The following is a 21,114-nucleotide window of genomic DNA, read 5'->3' on the forward strand; positions in this document are numbered from 1 at the left end:
ATCGGGCATAAAGGCTTAGACCTTGTTGTTGTCCAGCCATTCCAGCAGCTTTTCAGGGGTCGATTCGACATAGGGATCATTGTCAACACCATCATCATTGATACCCGGCTCTTCGAACCATGCGCTGACAACGCCATCGTCGGCAATCATAGAGTAGCGCCAGCTACGGTCACCGAAACCAAGATGGTTTTTCTTGATCAGCATGCCCATGCGACGGGTAAAGTCGCCCGATCCGTCGGGCAGCAACTTGATTTTTTTCAGACCGAGAGACTTGCCCCACTGGAACATCACAAAGGCGTCATTCACGGAGATGCAATAGACTTCGTCAACACCGCGCGCCTGGAATTCTTCATAGAGGCGCTCATAGGCCGGGCACTGCTCGTTCGAGCAGGTGGGGGTGAATGCACCCGGCAAGGAGAAAACGGCTATGCGCTTGCCGGCGAACAGCTCCTTGGTATTCACATCTTCCCAGCGGAAGGGATTCTCACCACCGAGCGATTCGTCGCGGACGCGGGTTTTCAGGGTTACTTCAGGGATATTTCTACCGATCATCATTGGCTCCATTTGGTTGAACGCTGGCCGCCTAGCACCAAATATTTAACAGGTTTAATTGATTTATCTGTCTCTACTGATTGATAGAGCCACTCAAAACCAAGCTTTGCTTGAAAAGGCGCGACTTCCGGCACAAGTTCGTCCGGACAAATGGAGAGGATGGAGGGTGCTCATGGATAATATACAGAAAACGCCAGTCTGGTTCTGGGCCGTCGCGGTCGTGGCTGTGTTGTGGAACGCAATCGGCCTGCTCGCCTATTTTCAGCAGATCATGATGAGCGCGGAACAGTTTGCCGCCCTGCCCCAGGTGGAACAGGATCTGATGTCAATGCAGCCTTTCTGGGTCACCGCTGCTTTTGCGATTGCCGTATTTTCGGGATTCGCCGCGGCCCTCGCCTTGCTGCTGAGGAAACGGATCGCGGTGCGCCTGTTCCTGCTCTCCCTGCTCGCCGTCCTTGTGCAGTTCAGCAGCCATTTCATTCTCGATGGCTATAGCGAATTTGTCGCCGGTCAGGGATGGACCATGCCAATATTGATTCTGGCCTGTGCCGCGGGTTTTGCCCTATTTTCGCTGCGCGCCGAAAAGAACGGCCTGCTGCGCTAGATCAGGCTGATGTGCTAAACGGGGTGAAGTCGGTATCTTCATCATAGATATCGACACCCTCGCGTCGCTTGAGCCAGCCGACCACCAGATAGGTCAGCGGCGTCAGCACCGCTTCCCACAGCACTTTCAGCAGCCAGTTGGTAACCATGACGGTGATCACCGCCGAGGTTTCCCAGACGCCGAGAAAGGCCAGCGGATAGAAGATCAGGCTGTCGACCCCCTGCCCCACCACCGTTGAACCGATGGTCCGGCTCCACAAGGCCTTGCCCTGCGTCCAGACCTTCATCCGAGCCATCACATAGCTATTCACAAATTCGCCGGCCCAGAAGGCCGTGATCGAGGCGATAACGATCCGCCAGGCGCTGCCGAACACGGCTTCGTAATTCTGCTGGCAGATCGCGCCCTTGTTATCCGGCAGGGCGGGATCGGCGAACCGCAATGCGTCGCTGGCGGGAGGGCAGAGCCATCCGTCAAACGGTGGCAGCTTGACCACCACCCAGCTCATCAGCGCAAGAAACAGCAATGCGGCAAAGCCGGTCCAGATCACCCGCCTGGCTCTCGCAAAGCCGTAAATCTCAGTCAGCACATCGCCGATGACATAGCCGATAGGAAAGAAAAGTATGCCGGCGCCATAGATGAAAAGACCGTCGGCAGCCGGCCACCATCCGTCCGGCCACCAGGATATCTGCAGATAGGTCAGTTTCGCCGCGCCGATAATATTGGAGAGCAGCAACACCGTCACAAAAGCCGCCATCACGAAATCATAATAGCGGAACCGGTGACCGGTCTGGCTGGAAGCGGATGTGCGGACTATGGAATTATCGGTCATCGCCCGACCTTAGCCCGCGCCTGCGACAATTCAACATTTATGGCGGCCGATGCACATCACGGTTTGCAGCCGGTCAAAAGATGGCTAAAGCCCATGCCATGGCGCGCCCGTAGCTCATCTGGATAGAGCGCGAGACTTCTAATCTTGAGGCAGCAGGTTCGAGTCCTGCCGGGCGCACCATTTTCCTATTTTTTGAAACCGCGCTGGACGGCGTCCATAGGCTCCGAGGTAATCGGATAGCCGATACCTTCCGGGATACACAGATGGACTTCTTCGCCCCGTTTTTCAATATTGGGCGAGACCATCACCGACGGGTGGTCCTTCACATGGGCCACGGCCTCGTCAAACGACCCGAATTGCGCCAGCCGCTCGAGATTGCGCTTGGTCGGGAAGATGATCTTCACCTCGCCGGCTTCGGCGCGATCGAGCACCGATTGCGCATTGCCCCAGAACAGATTGTAATTTTCCGTCTCATCGACCGTCGCCAGCGCCTGGTGGTCGTCGTGCGAGATCATGTAGAATCGCGTGTCAAACACGCGCTTTTCCGCAAAGGGCGGACACCAGCGCGTGAAAGGAATCAGTTTTTCCAGCTCCAGCTGCCAGTCGAACTGGTTGCAGATATCGGCCAGAACGGTGCCTTCGTGCAACGCGGCGCGGGCGTCCAGGATACGCCTGGCATCAAGATCGCCCTCCACCGCGACCGCAATACCCGTTTCCTCGATCGTTTCGCGGATCGCGGCGATGCGCGCGCCATATTCGTCGACATCGTCATGGCCCAGCTTCCGGGCAAATTCAAAATCCGCGTCATCGATCCGGCCACCGGGGAACACCGCGGCGCCCGCAGCGAAGACCATCTTCGCCGAACGCTCGACCATCAGCAGGTCGGGGGCATTCTGACCCGGCTGATCGCGGAAGATCACCAGCGTGGAAGCGGGAATGGGCTTGGGCATGGGTTTGCCGGTAATGGCGTCGGTTGCTGGCCTATCGTTGCTGGTCGCTGGATCATTCATCGCTTCATATGAACAGCAAGCAACTGCTTTGCCAAGTCTTTTGATGAATAGCGGTCCGGGGCGAAGACATTTGCCAAATTCCAGCCGGCGTGGCAGAATCGGAAAATGGGTATCGTCGAGCTATTGGGATTGGCCGGTAGCGTCAGCCTGTTATCGGGCTGGCGGCTGTATCTCACGATATTTGTCACCGGCCTCGCGATGCGTCTGCAATGGATCAGCCTGCCGGAAAATCTGCAGATGCTGGATGCGTTGGCCAACCCGTGGGTTCTGGCGATCAGCGCATTTGGTGCTGTGGCCGAATTTTTTGCCGACAAGATTCTCTGGCTCGATTCGGCCTGGGATACGATTCACACCGCGATCCGGCCCTTGGGCGGGGCGCTGCTGGCCCTGGCGGTTGTCGATGCCGGCGATCCGGTCTGGCAGGTGGTGGTGTTCCTTCTGGGCGGCGGCGCGGCGCTGGTGAGCCATGGCGCCAAGTCGGGCGCCCGCGCCCTCGTCAACACCAGTCCGGAGCCGGTCAGCAACGCTGTGGTCTCAACCGGCGAGGATATCGCGACCGGCGGGCTGCTGTTCCTCGCCTTCGCCAATCCGGTTGCCGCACTGGTCATCGCCTCGCTGATGCTGATCCTGTGCCTGATTCTGATCTACAAGGGTTTCAGGCTCTGGCGGAAAATAGTATCGAACGGCAGCTAGCCGGCGGCGGAGCCGCGACCGGTCCGCACAGAAAGCGCAAGATACAGAGGGAAAAATGGTCGGGGAGACAGGATTTGAACCTGCGACCCCCTGTACCCAAAACAGGTGCGCTACCAGGCTGCGCCACTCCCCGACGCGCGCTTCCCCTAGGCGGTGCTTTTAGGAAAAGCAAAGGGTTTTTACGCTTCTTTTTTGCCACCGCCCGCAAGCGCGGCAAATCTCGGCTCTGGAAAGAATATGGTGGGCCCGGAGGGACTCGAACCCCCGACCTAGCCGTTATGAGCGGCCAGCTCTAACCAACTGAGCTACAGGCCCGTATGAGCCGCTTTTTCAGGCAATGCTCAATGGGAGGGTGCGATAGCGGAAGCCGGGATGATTTGGCAAGACTGATCGTCGCAATTCGTGCGATTGGCGGCAATCAAATATCAGAAGCCCCGTGCAGACCTGATCAATTCGTCGATTTCGATTGGTTTGACGTTCCTTGTTTCGAGGTGCGCGATGACCTCCCGCCACCAGTCATAGAAGCCGTCCAGTTCCTGCTGCGTCTGCACATAGGGCGTATGGCCCGGCGACAGCGAGGGTGAGTGGAAGGAGAACACCAGCAAGCGCAAATCATCGTCCAGAGCGACGTCGATGGCTTCCTTCGTCTCGCGGGCGGAAATACCTTCCGGGGTCAACGGAATACGTTCCAGCATCTTGCTGCGGGAGCAAAGGGCATTGACCAGCGGGTGCCTTTCCATCATCCCGGCGACTAGACCGGCCTGTTTGCGCAACAGGCCCGAATAGACCGTCGTCAGCGGTACTTCGAGAAGCCTGTTTTCGCTCCCCCACCAGAACGGTTCCGGACCAGCCGAGAGAAAGTCCGGGCCGCCTTCCCCGCTATAGTCGAATCGCGATCTTATGCTGCTGTCCATGACAAAGCCGTGCTTGACCAGCAAGTCGATCGTGTGCGGCCCGATGCCATAGCGGCCGGCGCGGAAAATCGTCGGGGTGATGCCGATCCGGTCGCGGATCGCATTGCGCAGAATGACAAGCTTCTGTTCTTCCAGTTCTTTCGGCAGATTGCCGGCAAAACTGTTGTGGACGTTTAGCTGTTCGTCAAAAGGAGGATTGATCCAGGGATGCAGATGAACCCCGATATCGGCGGTTTTCCGCTCCGCCACAATCCTCAGGAACGCCGCGGCTTCATCATTCTGGACGATCGCAAAATCGATAAAATAGACCGGTTTGAAGCCGAGCGTCTCGGCAAATTGCTGAAAGGCCTGCAATTCGGATACCGAAAGCGTTGTATGGCCTTCGCGCCGGAACGGGGCGTCCCAGTCAAATTCCTCCTCGGTATCCACCGAGACCAGAAAGCGTCTTCCGAAATTTTCCGGCCAGACGACAGGACTGTCCGGCCTCCGGATTTTTATCGGATGATGCCCCTGTACCGAAATGTCTGCCGTCCCCCCATTGCCCCTAATCTCGCGGAACTAAAGCCAAAAGCTGACAGGCTATTCTGACTCAGTTTCGCGGATCTTGATTTTGCTAGTCGTCGCTGCCGGTAGGGTCAAGGCAATGTTATCCGCATTAATGGTGAGCGATCCGCCCGCCGACTGCGCGAGATTCCGGACCAGCCGCAGCGAGAATCCCAGCCCCAGCAGCGAGGATTCGCCTGCCTCGCCGTCGATTCCCTGCGACGGGTCGAGCAGCTTGCTTTCTGCAACATCCTTGATCCGAGACGGCCGCGACAGGGTGAACCGGTTGGTCGGCTGCACGCCGATCCGGGTCCGCAATTCGCCCTTCAGCGTTTCCCCGTTCTCGCAGGAGATGATCGCCGCCGACAACAAGCGGGCAAAAATCCGCTCCACCGACTCGCCGTCGAGCGCGAAGGGCCGGACCGGCTCGGCCTTGCTGATATTGAGTTCGACCAATTTGCTATGTGTCAGCCCCTGCAGGCGCTGCGCCATCCGCTCGAACAGCCAGTCCGCTCTGGTGGTGCCGCTGGATTCCCGCAACTGGCCGGAGTCGACCTTGACCGCAATATCCAGATCTTCAAAACCGGCTAGCAGTCGCCGTGCTTCATCCATTATATTGCGTGCCAGAGAACGATATTCATAGGAGGCCGGGCCGAACAGTTGCTGCTCGATAATTTCGCTGAATCCGATCACCGCATTCAGCGGCGTGCGCAATTCATGAATGAGTTGCTGCAACTGCTCGCGGCGCTCGACTTCGATGCCGCTCTGGCCTGCGTCCTCGGCTATATTGGGTCGCCGCATGATGCCGCGATATCCTTCAAACCGGCCCGTCTCCTCGCTGAAACAGGGTATCGCGCTCATCCGCCAGTCACCGGTGACGACGGTTCCGCCGCACAACCGCATCCGGGCATTTTCCATTGGCATGCGCTGGCGAAATGCCGCGGCACCATAAGCGTCGGGTCCCGGCCCTTCGTCGAAGGCCGGCTGGGCGATGGTGACGCCGACGATCGCGCCCTTTGGCGGCCCTTCGGTCCAGTTGATCGTGCCCGACTCATCGGTTTCGAAACGGATCGTCTCGAGCGATTCGGCAAAGCTGTTCCTGCTGCTGTCTTCGCTGACCGAAGCGCGCGGCGGTTCGGCCGGGCGGTTCTTCTGATAGTCGGCAATTTTCTCGACCAGTGCGCTGATCTGCGATTCTGCCAGTTGTCCGGCAGGGTCGTCGGCCGGGTCTGCGGCGCAATCCGCTGCGACCTCGTCCTCCGGTCCATCATCGGATAGCAGCGCTTCGGTAACGGTTGGCAGAACAGGCGCCGGCGGCTGGCCCTCAGCCATGTCGAACCCTTGCTCACGCAATTGCTGCTGGGCGCGCGGCGAAAGCCTGGGAAAGGCGTCAGCGCAGATTTCCGGTGTCAGATCCGCCGCCGCCATGGCCGCGTCACAAACCGCATCGCTATCGGCGGTCAAATAGACCAGCAACGGCGCGGAACGCAACCGGCCGTTCAGCGCCTGTACGGCGGTCAGGCGATCCTGTTCGGAAACCCGTTCGTGCAGATCGCGGAGACGGGTCAGGCCCGCCTGGACGTCCTGATTCGCCAGCCCGGCCGGTTTTTGTGCGAGAAGATCGACCACCTGCCGCCATTGCGTTGCGGCACCGGAGCCTTCCGGCAGGCTCCCCTTGAGCACGGTGGTCAGGCGGTCATCGAAGCGCAATGTCAGATCCAGAAAATAGGTGGTGTATCCAATTGTTAACTGGGTGATAACCCTTTCGGGCTGCATCGGGAAGGGATGAAAATTTCGCGTCACAATGTGGGACATGGGAGAAAACGTTGCTTGGGCAACTTATTATATTATAACCATCAAATGATTCGCGAACGGATATTACTCCCCTATGGCTGATACAAACCTCGACGACATTGATCTGAAAATCCTGCAACGGTTGCAGGATGATGGACGGATTACCAATGTGGAACTCGCAAATAGTGTAGGCCTGACCGCGCCTCCCTGCCTCCGCCGCATGCGTGCGCTGGAAGACGAAGGGATTATCAATTCCTATCATGCCGCGATTGACCCAGCCAAAATGGGGTACACGATCACAGTATTCGCGATGGTAAGCCTGAAAAGCCAGGCGGAATCGGATCTGCAGGCCTTTGAAGAACATGTACAGCAGCTCCCGGAAGTCCGCGAATGCTATATGCTCAATGGCGAGATTGATTTCATATTGAAGGTGGTCGCCAAGGATCTGCAGCAGTTTCAGAGTTTCCTGACCAGCCAGCTGACGTCGGCGCCCAATGTTGCCAGCGTGAAGACATCGCTGACGATCCGATCCGCCAAACATCTGCCTGGCGTTCCTATTCAAGAATAAAAAAGGGCGCCAATAGCGCCCTTTTTCAAATATTCGGTTGGGAAGCGACTAGCTTGCCGGTTCTGCGGCTGCCGCAGGTGCAAGCGCAGGTGCGGCTGCTGCTGTCTGCTGGCCAATCCATGTCTGCCACATCCCGGCTAGCGGGGCGCGGGTTCCCGACACCTTGCTGAACGCCTGCTTGGCTGCGGAATAGTTGCCGGCATAGGCGTACGCCGTACCGATACCCATATAACCGCGGTTCATGTCCGCACCCGGCTTGGCAAGTCCCGCTTCGTAAAAGGCGACGGCCTTGTCAAAATCCTTGTAGCCGAGCCATACATCGGCGAAATTCATCATCACCGAGCTGCTGCCCGATCCCCGGACGCCAGAAGGCTGCGCCGGAAGCGAGGCCTTGTCGGCGGACACTTCGCGCCGCGCCGGAGCCAGGACTTCGGCGATCAGCGGATGGGAAGCACCGACGGTTCCATTCTGCTGGCCCTCTTCCAGAACCGCGACCACTTCACCGAAAAGGTTCTTGCGCTGCGCTTCCTCGGCATATTCCTTATAGTCATTGGAAGATTTCAGCGCGCCCGCGGCTTTCATGAACCGCAACAGTTCCAGATTCTGTGTGCTGTCTGCCTGCGTAGTGCGCCGGGTTGCCGATACTGCATCGGCCCAGGAATCGCCCGACGGATATGCGGCAGCCCATTTCGCCGCCCAGGTCGCATAGGCACCCATGTTACCGGTCGCCAGAGCGCGATCGCGTGCCAAGCGATACCATGATTCCGGTGCCTTGGTCTGGGACGCATTGGCATCCTTGATCAGCTGATCCCATTTGGCGAGACCTTCGGTTGGCATATTCTGCTTGAAGTAGGTTTCAGCCAGCAACGGTTCGAAATTATTACCGCGATAGCCAAGATCATAGGCTGCCTGGAAATAATGCTGGGCTTCGCTCCAGCGTTCGTCGCCAAAGGCGAAATTGCCGAGATAGAAATTGAAGGCAGGCATTTGTTCGGCAGGCGCAAATCCGCTGGCGACCATGGCACCCAAGCCTTTTTCCTGCAGACCCTGGTCTTTCAGCTTCACGCCGAGGTTAACAGCAAATTGTCCGGCGACAAACTGGTCGAATCCGGTCCATGGCTGGGCCAGAACATTCTCCATCAGCGGCTTGGCTGCTGCCGGATCGTCACCTTCCATGGCTTTTTGCACAGGAATGATCACGGCGGTGAATTCCTTGCTGTTTTTCGGGCCTTTCGACTTCTTCTTTGCTGCCTCGGCCTGCTGCGGCACGGCCGTCAGGGCGAGCGCACCAACCGTGGCCAATGCGACGGCCATGGAAAAATGAGATATAAAACGCATGAAAATCCTCCGGATAGTAATTATTTGGGAGAAACGTGTTCTCCGGAATATGGTTGCACCATACACTCTTGGCCCTATTACCAAGCTTTCTCGTCTTTTCTAGCGTTATTCCGCTGAATAGAGGTTGAACAGTCCGGGGTCGCTGCCACCGGTGGACAGCTACGAATATATAATGAGGTAAAATCGCGTGCTTGCAATCATATCCCCCGCCAAATCGCTCGATTTTGAATCGACTATCCCAGCCACCCCGCCATCGGAAAACCGCTTCCCGGACGAAACGGAAAAGCTGGCGAAGGCAATCGGAAATTTGACGGTCAAGAAACTGAAGTCCATCATGCCGGTTTCTGACAATCTGATCGCGCTGAACCGGCAACGGTATAGCGAATTTTTCGATCAGCCCGAACGACCGGCAATTTACGCCTATAATGGCGACGTCTATTCCGGCTTCGAAGCCGGCAGTCTCGACGATGAGAGCTTGGCCTTTGCCCAGGACCATCTGCGCATTCTTTCCGGTCTTTACGGGTTGCTGCGGCCGCTCGACCCGATCCGCCCGCACCGTCTGGAAATGGGGACGAAATGGGCGCCACGCTACAACAAGCTGACCGATTTCTGGAAAGACAAGATCGCCACCGCGCTGGCCGCCGATATGGAGCAGGTCGGCAGCGACACGATTGTCAATCTGGCCAGCAACGAATATTGGGCATCGGTCAAGCCGCATGTCGCAAAATTGCCCGGCCGGGTCATCGAGGTGGATTTCCGCAAGGACAGTCCCGACGGCCCAAAGTTCATCAGCTTCGAGGCCAAACGCGCCCGCGGAATGATGGCCCGCTATATCTGCGAGAATCATCTCACCGATCCGGAAGCGCTCAAGGGCTTCGACTATGACGGCTATCGCTATGACGACGACAGCAGCACGGAAAGCAGCCTTCGTTTCCTGCGGACATGACGGGACGATCCGCCGTCGTGATCGGTACGTCCGGCGGAATTGGTGGCGCGATCGCCGATACGCTCGATGCTGGCGGCGAATATGACACGGTCGTCCGGCTGTCCCGGTCCGGCAACAGCCCGATCCCGATCGACCTCACCCGCGAAGACAGCATATGCGAAGCCGCTCACTGGCTGAAGGACCGGGAGATCACCCCCTCGCTTGTCTTCGTCGCGACCGGCCTGCTCCACGAAGGTGCCAGAGGGCCGGAAAAAAGCCTGCGCCAGCTCGACGCCGACTGGCTGCTGAAAAATTTTCAGGTCAATGCGATTGGCCCCGCGCTGGCGGCCAAATATTTTCTGCCGCTGATGGAGAAAAAAGAGCCCATTCGGTTCGCCGCAGTATCGGCCAGGGTTGGCAGCATTTCGGATAATCGCCTCGGCGGCTGGCACGGTTATCGCGCGTCCAAGGCGGCGCTCAACATGATGATCCGCAATCTGTCGATCGAATGGTCGCGCAAGAATGAAAAGTCGATCATCGTCGCGCTGCATCCGGGGACCGTCGACACGGAATTGAGCGTCCCGTTTCAAGCCAATGTCCCGCCCGGGAAATTGTTCGATCCCGGTCGCGCCGCACGCCAGCTTCTGACCGTATTGGAAGCGCTGAAACCCGCCGATAGCGGCAAGATTTTTGCATGGGACGGTACGGAAATCGCGCCCTGAGAAAAGCGGTGTAATATTATTGTAAAACTGGCCCGAAAGGCTGGCTTTTGCCGACCCGTTCGCCTAGAAGAACCGGCAAGAAAAAACATATAAAAAAGGTCCGTTTGTGAACGAACAAACCACTCCGCCGTCGCCGTCCCATATCGAGCCGATAGACATCGTCGACGAGATGAAAACCAGCTACATGGATTATGCCATGTCGGTCATCGTCAGCCGCGCGCTGCCCGATGTCCGCGATGGCCTGAAGCCCGTCCATCGCCGCATATTATTTGCCGCGCAGGAAGGTGGTATGGTCGCCGGACGGCCCTATCGCAAATGCGCGAAGATTGTCGGTGACGTAATGGGCAACTATCACCCGCATGGCGACAGCGCGATCTATATGGCGCTCGCCCGGATGACGCAGGACTGGTCGATGCGGGTGCCGCTGGTCGATGGCCAGGGCAATTTCGGCTCGATGGATCCGGACATGCCCGCGTCGATGCGTTATACCGAAGCGCGGCTGAACAAGGTTTCCAATTTCCTGCTCAACGATCTCGACAAGGATACGGTCGATTTCATTCCCAATTATGACGGCAGCCTGCAGGAACCGAGCGTGCTCCCTGCCCGTTTCCCCAATCTGCTGGTCAATGGCGCCGGTGGTATCGCGGTTGGCATGGCCACAAATATTCCGCCGCACAATCTCGGCGAAGTGGTCAACGCCAGCCTCGCCTATATCGAAAATCCGGGTATCACGATCGACGAGCTGATCGAAATTGTTCCCGGCCCCGATTTCCCGACCGCACCGCTGATCCTGGGCCGGTCCGGCGCCCGCGCCGCCTATAAGGACGGCCGCGGTTCGATCATGATGCGCGCCCGCCACGAGATCGAGGAAGGACGCGGCGACAAGCGCTCGATCGTTCTGACATCGATTCCCTTCCAGGTCGGCAAATCCGCTCTGGTCGAAAAAATCGCCGAAGCCGCGAAAGACAAGCGTATCGAGGGCGTCTCCGACATCCGCGACGAGTCCAGTCGCGCCGGTGTCCGCGTGGTCATCGAGCTGAAACGCGATGCAACCCCGGATGTGGTGCTCAACCAGATCTGGCGCTTCACCCCTGCCCAGTCGAGCTTCCCGGCCAATATGCTCGCTATTCGCGGCGGTCGTCCGGAAGTGCTCAATCTGCGCGACATCATCGAATCCTTCGTCAAGTTCCGCGAGGAAGTCATCACCCGCCGCACCAAGTTCGAACTGAACAAGGCGCGCGAACGGGCGCATATCTTGCTTGGCCTGGTGGTTGCGGTCACCAATATGGACGAGGTCGTACGGATCATTCGCGGTTCCGCGACCCCGGCTGAGGCCCGCGAATCCCTGCTGCGGCGCGAATGGCCGATTGCCGAAATCGCACCCTATATCCGTCTGGTCGAAGCGACCGAAACCGATATCGAGGGCGACAGCTACACACTCTCTGCGGTCCAGGTGAAAGCGATTTTGGATCTGCGTCTGCAGAAACTGACGGCGCTCGGCCGCGAGGAAATCGGCGACGAGCTGAAGGAACTGGCCGCGGCGATCGAGGAATATCTTGCGATCCTGGCCGACCGCGCGAAACTCTACGCGGTGATGCGCGAAGAACTGGAAGAAGTGCGCGACCAGTTCGCCACGCCGCGCCTCTCCGAAATAACCGCTGCCTGGGATGGTCTGGAAGACGAGGATCTGATGGAACGGTCCGAGATGGTCGTGACCGTCACCCATGGCGGCTATATCAAGCGGACGCCGCTCGACACGTTCCGGGCCCAGCGCCGCGGCGGCAAGGGCCGCGCCGGCATGGCGACCAAGGACGAGGATGCGGTCACCGAATTGTTCGTGACCTCGACCCATACGCCGGTGCTGTTCTTCTCGACCCACGGCAAGGTCTATCGCCTGAAGGTCTGGAAACTGCCGGAAGGCGGACCGCAGACCAAGGGTCGGCCGATGATCAACCTTCTGCCGCTGGCTGACGGGGAAACCATATCCACCGTCCTGCCATTGCCGGAAGACGAAGCCGAATGGGCCGATCTGCACGTCATGTTCGCGACTGCCAAAGGCAGCGTCCGGCGCAACAGCATGGACAGCTTCACCAATGTGCCGTCCAACGGAAAATTCGCGATGAAGTTCGACGAGGACAGCGATGACCGCCTGATCGGCGTGGAATTGCTGACCGGCAATGACGATGTCCTGCTCGCGACCAAGAACGGCAAGGCGATTCGGTTCGCCGGTGACGCCGTCCGTTCGTTCCAGAGCCGCACCTCGACCGGTGTCCGCGGTATCGCGCTGAAGGGCGACGACGAGGTGATTTCGCTGTCGGTCCTGCGCGGGTTCGAAGCCTCGACCGAAGAACGCGACCAGTATCTCAAGGCCGCGCCCTGGAAGGATAATGAAAATGCTCCCGAACTGTCCGCCGAACGCATGGCAGAGTTCAGCGAGACCGAGGATTTCATCCTCACCGTCTGCGCGAACGGCTATGGCAAGCGGTCGAGCGCTTATGAATATCGCCAGTCGGGCCGCGGTGGCCAGGGTATTCTCAACATCGACAATATCAAGCGCAACGGTACGGTCGTCGCCAGCTTCCGCGCGTCGGACGACGAGCAGCTCATGCTGGTCACCGACCAGGCCAAGCTGATCCGGATGAAAGTCGCGGATATGCGCGTGATCGGCCGGAGCAGCTCGGGCGTCAAATTGTTCGACGTCGCCAAGGGCGAAAAAGTCGTCGGCGCCGCCAAGATTGACAAGGAAGAAGAGCCGGAAAACGAAGCGGAAGACGCCGTAGTCGAGGAAATGGTCGATCAGGGCGTTTCGGACGGCGATGTTGCGGCTGAGCCAGAAGCACCGGAAGAAGACAACGCCGAATGATTTAATGCCGTTCGTCCTGAGCTTGTCGAAGGACGCCTCTCACTAGAAAGAGGCGCTTCGACAGGCTCCGCACGAACGAGAATAATGCCGAGGGGAACGCCGATGAAGGTCACACTATCCGGGCAAGCCTGCGGAGCCGAAGTGACGGGTGTTGACCTGACACAGCCGCTTTCCGATGAAGCCATTGCCAATATCCGATCGGCCTGGCTGGAACATCATATTCTCTCCTTCCCCGATCAGGCGATGGATGACGACGATCTCGAGCGGTTCACGCGTTATTTTGGTGACTTTGGCACCGACCCGTTTTTCGATCCCATCGAAGGCCGCCAGCATATTGCCGCCATCCGGCGCGATGCCGATGAAACATCGCCTTTGTTTGCGGAAAACTGGCATAGCGACTGGAGCTTTCAGGCGCAGCCGCCGGCGGGGACCTGTCTGCTGGGCATCACGATCCCGCCGGTCGAGGGCGATACATTGTTCGCCAATCAGCATGCGGCACTCGATGCGATGCCGCCGGACATGCGCGCGCAATATGAAGGATTGACCGCGATCCACAGCGCGCAGATGGCCTATGCGCCAGATGGTGCCTATGGCGAACAGGATGTAGGCCGCAGCATGGCGATCCGTCCCGATGAATCCGCGCGCGAGACGCAGACACACCCGCTGGTCCGCGACCATCCGGAAACCGGTCGCCCCGGACTATTCAGCTGTCTCGGCTATATTATCGGCTTCGAAGATATGGCGCCGGACAAGGCCCTGCCCCTGCTCCAGCAACTATATGTCTGGCAGAGCCGCGAGGAGTTCATCTATCGCCACAAGTGGCAAGCCAACATGCTGGTCATGTGGGACAATCGTTCGGTGCTGCACTGCGCGACCGGCGGCTATGACGGGCACGACCGGCTTTTGCACCGGACCACGATCGCCGCCTATCAGGGCTGAACCGGGTCGGCACTATCCGCCGCCATTTCATGCCGCAGCGTTCTGACGATCCCCGTGGCAATCATGAACTGGCCGAAATAATAGAGAGGCCAGACCAGCAGGGTCGGCACGAAGCTGTTTTCCAACGCCCCCATGCGCGCAAAAATCAGCAAGTCTGAAACCAGGAACAGGATCGCCCCCGCGCCGACCTGATAACGGGTAAACCGGCTGGTCCAGGCCATGGATGCCATTACCGCCACCGACAGGCAATAGATTGCGATCATCAGCGCGTCGGTCCTGTTGGATGGCAATGCCCAGGCGATGTATACCGAGAGCGGGACTAGGAATATTGCGAAGATTTTCTGGCTGAATGCAAGCTTATGTCGCCGATAGCGCGAATAGAATGCAATGGCGAAAAAATGTCCGATCATGAACGCGACCGCCCCGATCGCCATATCGTATTTCAGCACCATGTCGCCGATCGCACCAAATGCCATGATCGCCCCGACAATCTTGCCATCCAGCCGGTGCAGCCGGACCAGCGCGTAGATCGCCAGAAAGCTGACGCCGAGCCCCTTCCAGAGAATAATCAGAGGCTCCGGCAGCTCCGGACTGTTGAGCACACAGGCGAAATAATAGCTGATGCCGAACAGCAGGCTGAGCAGCAAAAATGGCCGGTTCTCGGCAAAGGCACTTTTCATCGGAATATCATCTCCCCCTCGTTGCCACGGTCTTTAACATGCAAGCCGAACGACTGCCAGATTGACATTGCGGCCATGGGGCAACACTAAGGCGCGCATGACACAAGTACATATCATTGGCGGCGGACTCGCCGGGTCGGAAGCAGCATGGCAACTTGCGGAACAGGGTGTAAAAGTACGCCTTTCCGAGATGCGCGGAAGCGGCGAGATGACCCCCGCTCATCAAACCGACGGCCTGGCCGAACTGGTCTGCTCGAACAGCTTCCGCTCCGATGATGCGGAGAAAAATGCCGTCGGCCTGCTGCATCAGGAAATGCGCGATCTCAATTCGATCATCATTGGCGAAGGCGACAAGCACCGCCTGCCCGCCGGATCGGCGCTGGCGGTTGACCGTGATCATTTCTCCGAGGGTGTCACACAGCGGTTGAGCGAACATCCCAATATCGAGATTGTCCGCGAGCGGATCGATCAATTGCCCGAAAGCGGTCTGACGATTGTCGCCACAGGCCCGCTGACCGCGATGACTCTGGCGGAAAGCATCGGCGTTGCGACTGGCGAGGACTCCTTGGCCTTTTTCGATGCGATCGCCCCGATCGTCTATAAAGACAGCATCAATATGGACATCGCCTGGATGCAGTCGCGCTGGGACAAGGTCGGACCGGAAGGCGATGGCAAGGACTATATCAACTGCCCGATGGACGAGGAACAATATAAGGCCTTCATCCAGGGCCTGCTCGACGGCGAGAAAACCGACTTCAAGCAATGGGAAATGGACACGCCCTATTTCGAGGGCTGCATGCCGATTGAAGTAATGGCCTCGCGCGGTCCGGAAACGCTGCGCTATGGCCCGATGAAGCCGGTCGGCCTGACCAACAGCCATACCGGAGGCAAGGCCTATGCGGTAGTCCAGCTGCGACAGGACAATGCACTGGGGACCTTGTGGAACATGGTCGGCTTTCAGACCAAGCTCAAATATGGTGCACAAACCGAGTTGCTCAGAACGATACCCGGCCTCGAAAATGCCGAATTTGCCCGGATGGGCGGATTGCACCGCAATACCTTCATCAACGCGCCCAAGCTGCTCGACCAGCAATTGCGCCTTAGAAAAGCGCCGCATATCCGCTTCGCTGGCCAGATCACCGGCTGCGAAGGCTATGTCGAGAGCTCGGCGGTCGGGCTGATGGTCGGCCGGATGGTCGCGGCCGAGATCCGCGGAGAGCCCTTCACCCTGCCCCCGCAGACCACTGCTTTTGGCGCCTTGCTGTCCCATATTACCGGCGGTGCCGATGCGCGCGACTATCAGCCGATGAACGTCAATTTCGGCCTGTTCCCGCCGTTCGAGCAGCGGGTCAAGAAGAAGGAACGCAAGGAAGCCTATACCAGCAGGGCCCGGGCTGATTTCGCTCGATGGCTGCAACCGATATCGTCAGAAGATATCCAGCTCGCCTAGCATTTGCACCGCGCAGTCCTTCGTTTCGGCCGGGTGGTGCGGAATTCCGTGCGCGTCAATTGCCCGTTCCCGTCGCTGTCCGCACCGGCGAAACGCTCGCTGGTGGAAATCGCCCATTCCTCGAAGGTCAAAAGATTATTGCCATCCGTATCCAGCTTGCGGAATGCATCGGTGCGGCTGCTCATCATTTCCAGACGGGTTATGTTTTCGTCCCGATTGCGGTCATAGCGGTTGAACCGCATCTCTTCCCGCGTCGCCTTATAGGCTTCAGGAGGCGTTGGACCGATCGTTTCGGCGTCCAGCTCGGCAACGGGCAGGACTTCGGGATCCGGCGGTTCCGGTGGCGGCGGGGCTTCGGGCATCGGAACATCCTGCCCCTCCGCGCCAATCCACAGAAACAGGCCGGCGGTCAGCATCAGGATCATGCCGGCCGCACCGGCGAGGAATTTCTTCATAGGCACAGCCCGCGGATCTGCGGCTGTCAATCCAGGGTCTAGCGGCCAGCAATCCCGTGCCAGATGATGCGCGCGGCGCTGGTCGGACTGTAAAGATCGGCAGCCAGTTGGCCTTTCCTAACATCATGAATCATCAGTTTGCAGAGGATTGAGAGCGGTCGACCGCTTCTGTCAAAATCAAGCCTGTCGCCGGACCGCACAATTTCCGTACAACGGTCGAACGCGGACTGGCGCATCGCGGCATCCGAACAGTGGCGGGCAAAGTCCCACAACGCCCATGCCCGGGCGAGTTCGGTCTGACGCGCGGTCAACGCCTGTTCGCCCGACAGTCCGAAAGCAAAAAAGCCGCGACCGCGCGCAGCAGCATAATTCTCAAACTCGCGCTCGCCCCAGGGGAAATCATCCAGCATCGCTTCCCAACCGTCGAGCAGGATCAGCAGCGGCGCAAGATTTCCGCCTTTCCGTTCGAGACGATTAATCTGCTCGACCAGCGGCTCGCCGGCCGGACGCTCTGCCGGAGCCTTGGTTAAAATATCCCGCCACCAGGTTAACCGCATCTGTCCAATCAATATTTCGGAGGTTGAACGGATAATGTCGGCGAAACGGGAATCGAGCGCAAACAGCAACGCATATCGGGAGCGTTCCTGCTGCTTTGCATAAGCGTGGATCAACCTGTGTATTGGTTCAAGTTGTAAAACCGTGTCAGACATGGACATGGCGTCGACGGTTTTCTGCGAAAAATCAAGGTAAACATGGCTTTAACCACGCCTATTGCGCCGTCACTAACCCTTTTCTCCCTATCAGGCACACCGCAACGAAACGGGATGGCTCTGCTGTTCCCGTATAGATCGAGGGCATGGCATGGTTGACAGGAACAAGATGAAAACAGCGAAGTCTTTCTTACAAGAGCTGCGTTCAAATACCGCCGGCAATACGCTTGCCATGGCCGGCATGGCGATGTTTCCGCTGGCCGCAATGATTGGCGGCGGCGTCGATGTCAGCCGCATCTATCTGGTGCAGACCCGGCTGCAGCAGGCATGCGATGCCGGCGCGCTGGCCGGTCGGCGCCAGATGGGCGGCGGCACATGGACCGCCAACAGCAACGCGGCGAACACGGCCGCGGAGAATATGTTCAAGGCCAATTTCGATACCGATGCCTTTGGCTCCTATGACGGAACCTCCTCTTTCTCCGAAAATGCCGGCACGGTAACCGGCGTTGCCTCGGTCAAGGTCGATATGGCAGTGATGCAGATGTTCGGCTTCGGCACCAAGAATGTCTCCGTCGAATGCGATGCCTCAATGAGTATTCCCAACACGGACGTGATGTTCGTTCTGGATACCACCGGTTCGATGAACTGCCCGGACACCGGTTCCACCTATTGCAGCAACAATGGCAACAGGGAGGCCTCCAACGCCCGAATCCGGGGTCTGCGCTCTGCGGTGAAATGTTTCTACGAAACCCTCGCCAAAAGAGACAGCGACGAGGATTGCGGATCGACACCGGCTTCCGGCAGCGAGAATACAGCCCATTTGCGCTTCGGCTTTGTTCCCTACAGCACCAATGTGAACGTCGGCAAACTTCTGCCCAACGACTATATCGCCGATAACTGGACCTATCAGTCGCGGGAAGCCATTTCGACGGTGGAAAATGTCGTCGTCGATTATACGCCGGGCACGCCCTATCTCTATGGCAGCAACTATTATTATGACGGCGGCTGGAGCAGCAGGTCGACGATCGAAACGCATTATGACGTCCGCAACAGCAGTGCCTGCAGCGCGCTTCAGCCCGCCGATTATGATGATATGTCGGGTTCCGAAGGATCGAGATATGATGAATATAGCTGGACATCCGGCGGTCAGCAGATCACCCGCTGGTATGTTGACGTCAGGGGCACCCGATATGACTATAGCAGAAGCTATAGCAGCAGTAGGGATCGCTGCCAAATCAAGCTGCGGACGCGCGACATTGTCGAGCAGCGGGAATATCGGCAGGTCAACACGCCGGTCTATGAACAGCAACAGGTATTCTCCCATTATGACTACAAGCCTGTCACCTTTGATGTCAGCGCCCTGAAGGCTGGCGGATCGAACTGGAATGACTCGCTTGACCTTCCGGTCGGCAACGAGGGCCTGGACACCGGCGTAGCCTGGGATGGCTGCATCGAAGAGCGGCAGACCGTCCGGACCAGTAATTTCAGTCCGATACCAACCGCCGCCTACGATCTTAACATCGATCTGGTGCCGACCACCGGTAATCCCGCGACGCAATGGGGACCTTTGCTCGACGAAGCCGTCTGGGGCCGCTATAATTCCTACGGCAGCCGCACCACCTCGACCGTCTCGACTTCAAGCAATCTGAGCCGCAATTATAGCTATACCTGCGCCAATGAAGCGCGGAAATTGCAACGGTGGGACACGCCAAGCGACTTTGATTCCTATCTCGACAATCTCGACGCCATCGGCAGCACCTATCATGACATCGGACTGATCTGGGGCGCGCGGCTGCTATCGCCGACCGGGATTTTCGCATCGGAAAATGCCGCATCGGATACCGGCGGCGCGATTGACCGCCACCTGATCTTCATGACCGATGGCGACACGGTGACGAGCAGTTCCCAATATACATCCTACGGGGTGGAATGGTATGACCGGCGCCGGACTTCGGCGAGCAGTTCGCCATCGACCAACGATCTGACAACCCAGGTCAACAGCCGCTTCCTCGCGATGTGCAGTGCCATCAAGAACAAGAATATCACCTTGTGGGTGGTCTCGTTCGGCAATGGCGTCAGCGCGGGATCGATCACTAATCTGCAGAATTGCGCGACCTCCGGCAAATTCTACAACGCCAGCAACAGCTCTGAACTGCTGGAGAATTTCCGCTCGATCGCAAATGATATCTCGCAACTGAGGCTGACAAATTGATGTGCGGATTGCTGAAAAAATTTCGCGCCCTCAAAAAAGCGGACGACGGTGCAGCGCTGGTGGAATTCGCCATGGTGGCGCCCGTCCTCATCCTGCTGATAATGGGGATGCTCGATCTCGGCCACCGGATCTACGCGACGGCAATCCTGCAAGGTTCCGTACAGAAGGCTGCCCGCGACGCCAGTCTCGACGACGGCTCTGCCAACGCCAGCTCGATTGACGATCGGGTCAAGGAGCTGATGCTGCCGGTCGTGCAGGCCGAACCGTTTTCGGAGTTTGAATTTACGCGCAAGAATTACAGCGATTTCTCCGACGTCGCCAAGCCGGAAGATTTTACCGACACCAATGGTGATGGCGTCTGCAATAACGGCGAACCCTATGATGACGTGAATGGCAATGACAGCTGGGACGCCGACCGTGGCGTTGCCGGCCAGGGTAATGCCAAGGATGCCGTCCTCTATACCGTGAAGGTGACCTATCCACGACTGTTCCCGATGGCTGAACTGATCGGGCTGTCGCAAGACGAGGTCATTCAGGCCAGCACCGTCGTCCGAAACCAGCCATTCGGCGAACAATCTGATCGCGGGGAGATAAAGAATTGCAGTTGAAGAACAAACTCAGCTGGCGGAAACCCGTCCTGTCGATGAAACGCACATTGTCCGCTCTCGCGGCCAATACGAGCGGCCTGGCCATGATCGAACTGGCCTATTCCCTGCCGGTACTGATGGGCGTCGGCATGTACGGCGCAGAAGTCGCCAATGTCGCGATGGTGCGGATGCGGGTCAACCAGATTTCCATGCACACAGCGGACAACGCCTCCCGGATCGGGGAAGGCTCCTTGTTGTCCGAGAAAAAAATCTACGAGAGCGAGATCAACGACCTGTTCGTCGGCGCGGACCGCCAGGCCGGTGAATATGTCGATATATATGAACATGGCCGCGTCATCATCAGCAGTCTCGAAAAGCACAGCGACGGCGATCAATATATCCACTGGCAGCGATGCAAGGGCAAGAAAGTCCATCAATCCAGCTATGGCACCGCTGGCGCGAGTTCACCCTCCCGCCCTGTCAATGGCATGGGCCCCGCCGGTGCCAAGGTGACCGCCCCCGATGGACAGGCAGTGATCTTCGTAGAAATATCCTACGATTATCAGCCGTTGATATCGAGCACCTTCACCAGCACGCGGACCATTACGACGCGCGGTGCCTTTAACGTGCGCGATCGCCGCGACCTGTCGCAAATCTATGACCAGACCGGCAGTGACCCGGTATCCCGCTGCGATGTCTTTGACGGTGTCGACTAGCCCGGACCAG

The 21,114-nt window shown here is 58.2% G+C and carries 20 protein-coding genes and 3 tRNA genes; 12 read left to right on the forward strand and 11 right to left on the reverse strand.

Features of this window, described 5'->3' with window-relative positions; genetic code table 11:
- Nucleotides 1-15 precede the first annotated feature (15 nt).
- Entirely contained in the window at nucleotides 16-552 is a 537-nt protein-coding gene (locus ACHZCJ_RS04200) for a peroxiredoxin (protein ID WP_159647874.1), read from the reverse strand.
- 172 nt (nucleotides 553-724) lie between these two features.
- Between ACHZCJ_RS04200 and ACHZCJ_RS04205 the strand changes: the two genes are divergently transcribed.
- Nucleotides 725-1,156: a hypothetical protein gene (locus ACHZCJ_RS04205; protein WP_321324146.1), complete on the forward strand. Its 432-nt coding sequence runs from the start codon at nucleotides 725-727 to the stop codon at nucleotides 1,154-1,156.
- Between the two features lies 1 nt (nucleotide 1,157).
- On the opposite strand, the gene ACHZCJ_RS04210 is transcribed toward ACHZCJ_RS04205, so the two are convergent.
- Nucleotides 1,158-1,985 (reverse strand): queuosine precursor transporter, encoded by an 828-nt coding sequence (locus ACHZCJ_RS04210; RefSeq protein ID WP_321324148.1) that lies wholly within the window; start codon nucleotides 1,983-1,985, stop codon nucleotides 1,158-1,160.
- Between the two features lie 103 nt (nucleotides 1,986-2,088).
- On the opposite strand from ACHZCJ_RS04210, the gene ACHZCJ_RS04215 reads away from it, so the two are divergent.
- Nucleotides 2,089-2,165: transfer RNA gene (locus ACHZCJ_RS04215), tRNA-Arg, on the forward strand.
- Between the two features lie 5 nt (nucleotides 2,166-2,170).
- On the opposite strand, the gene ACHZCJ_RS04220 is transcribed toward ACHZCJ_RS04215, so the two are convergent.
- Nucleotides 2,171-2,995 carry an NUDIX domain-containing protein gene (locus ACHZCJ_RS04220; RefSeq protein ID WP_321324150.1) on the reverse strand — a complete coding sequence of 275 codons (825 nt, stop codon included), beginning with the start codon at nucleotides 2,993-2,995 and terminating at the stop codon, nucleotides 2,171-2,173.
- Between the two features lie 105 nt (nucleotides 2,996-3,100).
- On the opposite strand from ACHZCJ_RS04220, the gene ACHZCJ_RS04225 reads away from it, so the two are divergent.
- Nucleotides 3,101-3,688 carry a DUF4126 domain-containing protein gene (locus tag ACHZCJ_RS04225; protein ID WP_321324152.1) on the forward strand — a complete coding sequence of 196 codons (588 nt, stop codon included), beginning with the start codon at nucleotides 3,101-3,103 and terminating at the stop codon, nucleotides 3,686-3,688.
- 56 nt (nucleotides 3,689-3,744) lie between these two features.
- Here ACHZCJ_RS04225 and ACHZCJ_RS04230 read toward each other — a convergent pair.
- From ACHZCJ_RS04230 to ACHZCJ_RS04245, 4 genes are all read right to left on the reverse strand, one after another.
- Nucleotides 3,745-3,821: transfer RNA gene (locus ACHZCJ_RS04230), tRNA-Pro, on the reverse strand.
- 105 nt (nucleotides 3,822-3,926) lie between these two features.
- Nucleotides 3,927-4,003 (reverse strand) — tRNA-Ile (locus tag ACHZCJ_RS04235).
- 110 nt (nucleotides 4,004-4,113) lie between these two features.
- Nucleotides 4,114-5,031 (reverse strand): polysaccharide deacetylase family protein, encoded by a 918-nt coding sequence (locus ACHZCJ_RS04240; protein WP_321324154.1) that lies wholly within the window; start codon nucleotides 5,029-5,031, stop codon nucleotides 4,114-4,116.
- A gap of 150 nt (nucleotides 5,032-5,181) precedes the next feature.
- On the reverse strand, nucleotides 5,182-6,960 hold the full coding sequence (locus ACHZCJ_RS04245) for a histidine kinase dimerization/phospho-acceptor domain-containing protein (RefSeq protein ID WP_321324157.1): 1,779 nt from the start codon (nucleotides 6,958-6,960) through the stop codon (nucleotides 5,182-5,184).
- Nucleotides 6,961-7,033: 73 nt separating this feature from the next.
- On the opposite strand from ACHZCJ_RS04245, the gene ACHZCJ_RS04250 reads away from it, so the two are divergent.
- Entirely contained in the window at nucleotides 7,034-7,507 is a 474-nt protein-coding gene (locus tag ACHZCJ_RS04250) for an Lrp/AsnC family transcriptional regulator (RefSeq protein ID WP_159642137.1), read from the forward strand.
- 48 nt (nucleotides 7,508-7,555) lie between these two features.
- On the opposite strand, the gene ACHZCJ_RS04255 is transcribed toward ACHZCJ_RS04250, so the two are convergent.
- On the reverse strand, nucleotides 7,556-8,845 hold the full coding sequence (locus ACHZCJ_RS04255) for a hypothetical protein (RefSeq protein WP_321324160.1): 1,290 nt from the start codon (nucleotides 8,843-8,845) through the stop codon (nucleotides 7,556-7,558).
- A gap of 187 nt (nucleotides 8,846-9,032) precedes the next feature.
- On the opposite strand from ACHZCJ_RS04255, the gene yaaA reads away from it, so the two are divergent.
- From yaaA to ACHZCJ_RS04275, 4 genes are all read left to right on the forward strand, one after another.
- Nucleotides 9,033-9,791, forward strand: coding sequence for a peroxide stress protein YaaA (gene yaaA, locus ACHZCJ_RS04260; RefSeq protein WP_321324162.1), 759 nt, complete (start codon nucleotides 9,033-9,035; stop codon nucleotides 9,789-9,791).
- Nucleotides 9,788-10,492, forward strand: coding sequence for an SDR family NAD(P)-dependent oxidoreductase (locus ACHZCJ_RS04265; protein ID WP_321324164.1), 705 nt, complete (start codon nucleotides 9,788-9,790; stop codon nucleotides 10,490-10,492). The genes yaaA and ACHZCJ_RS04265 overlap by 4 nt, the downstream gene beginning before the upstream one ends.
- A gap of 169 nt (nucleotides 10,493-10,661) precedes the next feature.
- The gene (gene gyrA / locus ACHZCJ_RS04270; protein ID WP_394700058.1) at nucleotides 10,662-13,355 is read left to right on the forward strand and encodes a DNA gyrase subunit A; all 2,694 of its coding nucleotides are present in this window, start codon (nucleotides 10,662-10,664) and stop codon (nucleotides 13,353-13,355) included.
- A gap of 102 nt (nucleotides 13,356-13,457) precedes the next feature.
- A complete protein-coding gene (locus ACHZCJ_RS04275; RefSeq protein ID WP_321324168.1) occupies nucleotides 13,458-14,294 on the forward strand; it encodes a TauD/TfdA family dioxygenase in 837 nt (278 codons plus the stop codon).
- On the opposite strand, the gene ACHZCJ_RS04280 is transcribed toward ACHZCJ_RS04275, so the two are convergent.
- The gene (locus ACHZCJ_RS04280) at nucleotides 14,285-14,974 is read right to left on the reverse strand and encodes a lysoplasmalogenase family protein (protein WP_321324170.1); all 690 of its coding nucleotides are present in this window, start codon (nucleotides 14,972-14,974) and stop codon (nucleotides 14,285-14,287) included. The genes ACHZCJ_RS04275 and ACHZCJ_RS04280 overlap by 10 nt on opposite strands.
- A 97-nt stretch (nucleotides 14,975-15,071) precedes the next feature.
- Here ACHZCJ_RS04280 and trmFO point away from each other — a divergent pair, with 97 nt between their 5' ends.
- Nucleotides 15,072-16,424: a methylenetetrahydrofolate--tRNA-(uracil(54)-C(5))-methyltransferase (FADH(2)-oxidizing) TrmFO gene (gene trmFO / locus ACHZCJ_RS04285; RefSeq protein WP_321324172.1), complete on the forward strand. Its 1,353-nt coding sequence runs from the start codon at nucleotides 15,072-15,074 to the stop codon at nucleotides 16,422-16,424.
- Here the strand turns inward: trmFO and ACHZCJ_RS04290 are convergent.
- Together ACHZCJ_RS04290 and ACHZCJ_RS04295 are read right to left on the reverse strand one after the other, a co-directional pair.
- Nucleotides 16,421-16,879, reverse strand: a complete 459-nt coding sequence (locus tag ACHZCJ_RS04290; protein WP_321324174.1) for a hypothetical protein — start codon at nucleotides 16,877-16,879, stop codon at nucleotides 16,421-16,423. The two genes, trmFO and ACHZCJ_RS04290, sit on opposite strands and share 4 nt — an antisense overlap.
- 38 nt (nucleotides 16,880-16,917) lie before the next feature.
- Nucleotides 16,918-17,589, reverse strand: coding sequence for a hypothetical protein (locus ACHZCJ_RS04295; RefSeq protein WP_321324176.1), 672 nt, complete (start codon nucleotides 17,587-17,589; stop codon nucleotides 16,918-16,920).
- Between the two features lie 169 nt (nucleotides 17,590-17,758).
- Here ACHZCJ_RS04295 and ACHZCJ_RS04300 point away from each other — a divergent pair, with 169 nt between their 5' ends.
- Genes ACHZCJ_RS04300 through ACHZCJ_RS04310 form a run of 3 tightly spaced genes read left to right on the forward strand, consistent with a single transcriptional unit; the run spans nucleotide 17,759 to nucleotide 21,104 of the window.
- Complete coding sequence (locus ACHZCJ_RS04300; protein ID WP_321324178.1) at nucleotides 17,759-19,801, forward strand: TadE/TadG family type IV pilus assembly protein; 2,043 nt, start codon at nucleotides 17,759-17,761, stop codon at nucleotides 19,799-19,801.
- A gap of 8 nt (nucleotides 19,802-19,809) precedes the next feature.
- Nucleotides 19,810-20,409 carry a TadE family protein gene (locus tag ACHZCJ_RS04305; protein WP_321324180.1) on the forward strand — a complete coding sequence of 200 codons (600 nt, stop codon included), beginning with the start codon at nucleotides 19,810-19,812 and terminating at the stop codon, nucleotides 20,407-20,409.
- Nucleotides 20,406-21,104, forward strand: coding sequence for a TadE/TadG family type IV pilus assembly protein (locus ACHZCJ_RS04310; RefSeq protein WP_159642115.1), 699 nt, complete (start codon nucleotides 20,406-20,408; stop codon nucleotides 21,102-21,104). The genes ACHZCJ_RS04305 and ACHZCJ_RS04310 overlap by 4 nt, the downstream gene beginning before the upstream one ends.
- Nucleotides 21,105-21,114 lie beyond the last annotated feature (10 nt).

This window comes from uncultured Parasphingorhabdus sp. (genome assembly GCF_963677535.2).
Lineage (GTDB): Bacteria > Pseudomonadota > Alphaproteobacteria > Sphingomonadales > Sphingomonadaceae > Parasphingorhabdus.

Bases quoted from the DNA above. Each gene is read 5' to 3' on its own strand.
- ACHZCJ_RS04200 (WP_159647874.1), bottom strand. From the start codon at position 552: ATGATCGGTAGAAATATCCCTGAAGTAACCCTGAAAACCCGCGTCCGC.
- ACHZCJ_RS04205 (WP_321324146.1), top strand. From the start codon at position 725: ATGGATAATATACAGAAAACGCCAGTCTGGTTCTGGGCCGTCGCGGTC.
- ACHZCJ_RS04210 (WP_321324148.1), bottom strand. From the start codon at position 1,985: ATGACCGATAATTCCATAGTCCGCACATCCGCTTCCAGCCAGACCGGT.
- ACHZCJ_RS04220 (WP_321324150.1), bottom strand. From the start codon at position 2,995: ATGAATGATCCAGCGACCAGCAACGATAGGCCAGCAACCGACGCCATT.
- ACHZCJ_RS04225 (WP_321324152.1), top strand. From the start codon at position 3,101: ATGGGTATCGTCGAGCTATTGGGATTGGCCGGTAGCGTCAGCCTGTTA.
- ACHZCJ_RS04245 (WP_321324157.1), bottom strand. From the start codon at position 6,960: ATGTCCCACATTGTGACGCGAAATTTTCATCCCTTCCCGATGCAGCCC.
- ACHZCJ_RS04250 (WP_159642137.1), top strand. From the start codon at position 7,034: ATGGCTGATACAAACCTCGACGACATTGATCTGAAAATCCTGCAACGG.
- ACHZCJ_RS04255 (WP_321324160.1), bottom strand. From the start codon at position 8,845: ATGCGTTTTATATCTCATTTTTCCATGGCCGTCGCATTGGCCACGGTT.
- ACHZCJ_RS04265 (WP_321324164.1), top strand. From the start codon at position 9,788: ATGACGGGACGATCCGCCGTCGTGATCGGTACGTCCGGCGGAATTGGT.
- gyrA (WP_394700058.1), top strand. From the start codon at position 10,662: ATGAAAACCAGCTACATGGATTATGCCATGTCGGTCATCGTCAGCCGC.
- ACHZCJ_RS04275 (WP_321324168.1), top strand. From the start codon at position 13,458: ATGAAGGTCACACTATCCGGGCAAGCCTGCGGAGCCGAAGTGACGGGT.
- ACHZCJ_RS04280 (WP_321324170.1), bottom strand. From the start codon at position 14,974: ATGAAAAGTGCCTTTGCCGAGAACCGGCCATTTTTGCTGCTCAGCCTG.
- trmFO (WP_321324172.1), top strand. From the start codon at position 15,072: ATGACACAAGTACATATCATTGGCGGCGGACTCGCCGGGTCGGAAGCA.
- ACHZCJ_RS04290 (WP_321324174.1), bottom strand. From the start codon at position 16,879: ATGAAGAAATTCCTCGCCGGTGCGGCCGGCATGATCCTGATGCTGACC.
- ACHZCJ_RS04295 (WP_321324176.1), bottom strand. From the start codon at position 17,589: ATGTCTGACACGGTTTTACAACTTGAACCAATACACAGGTTGATCCAC.
- ACHZCJ_RS04300 (WP_321324178.1), top strand. From the start codon at position 17,759: ATGAAAACAGCGAAGTCTTTCTTACAAGAGCTGCGTTCAAATACCGCC.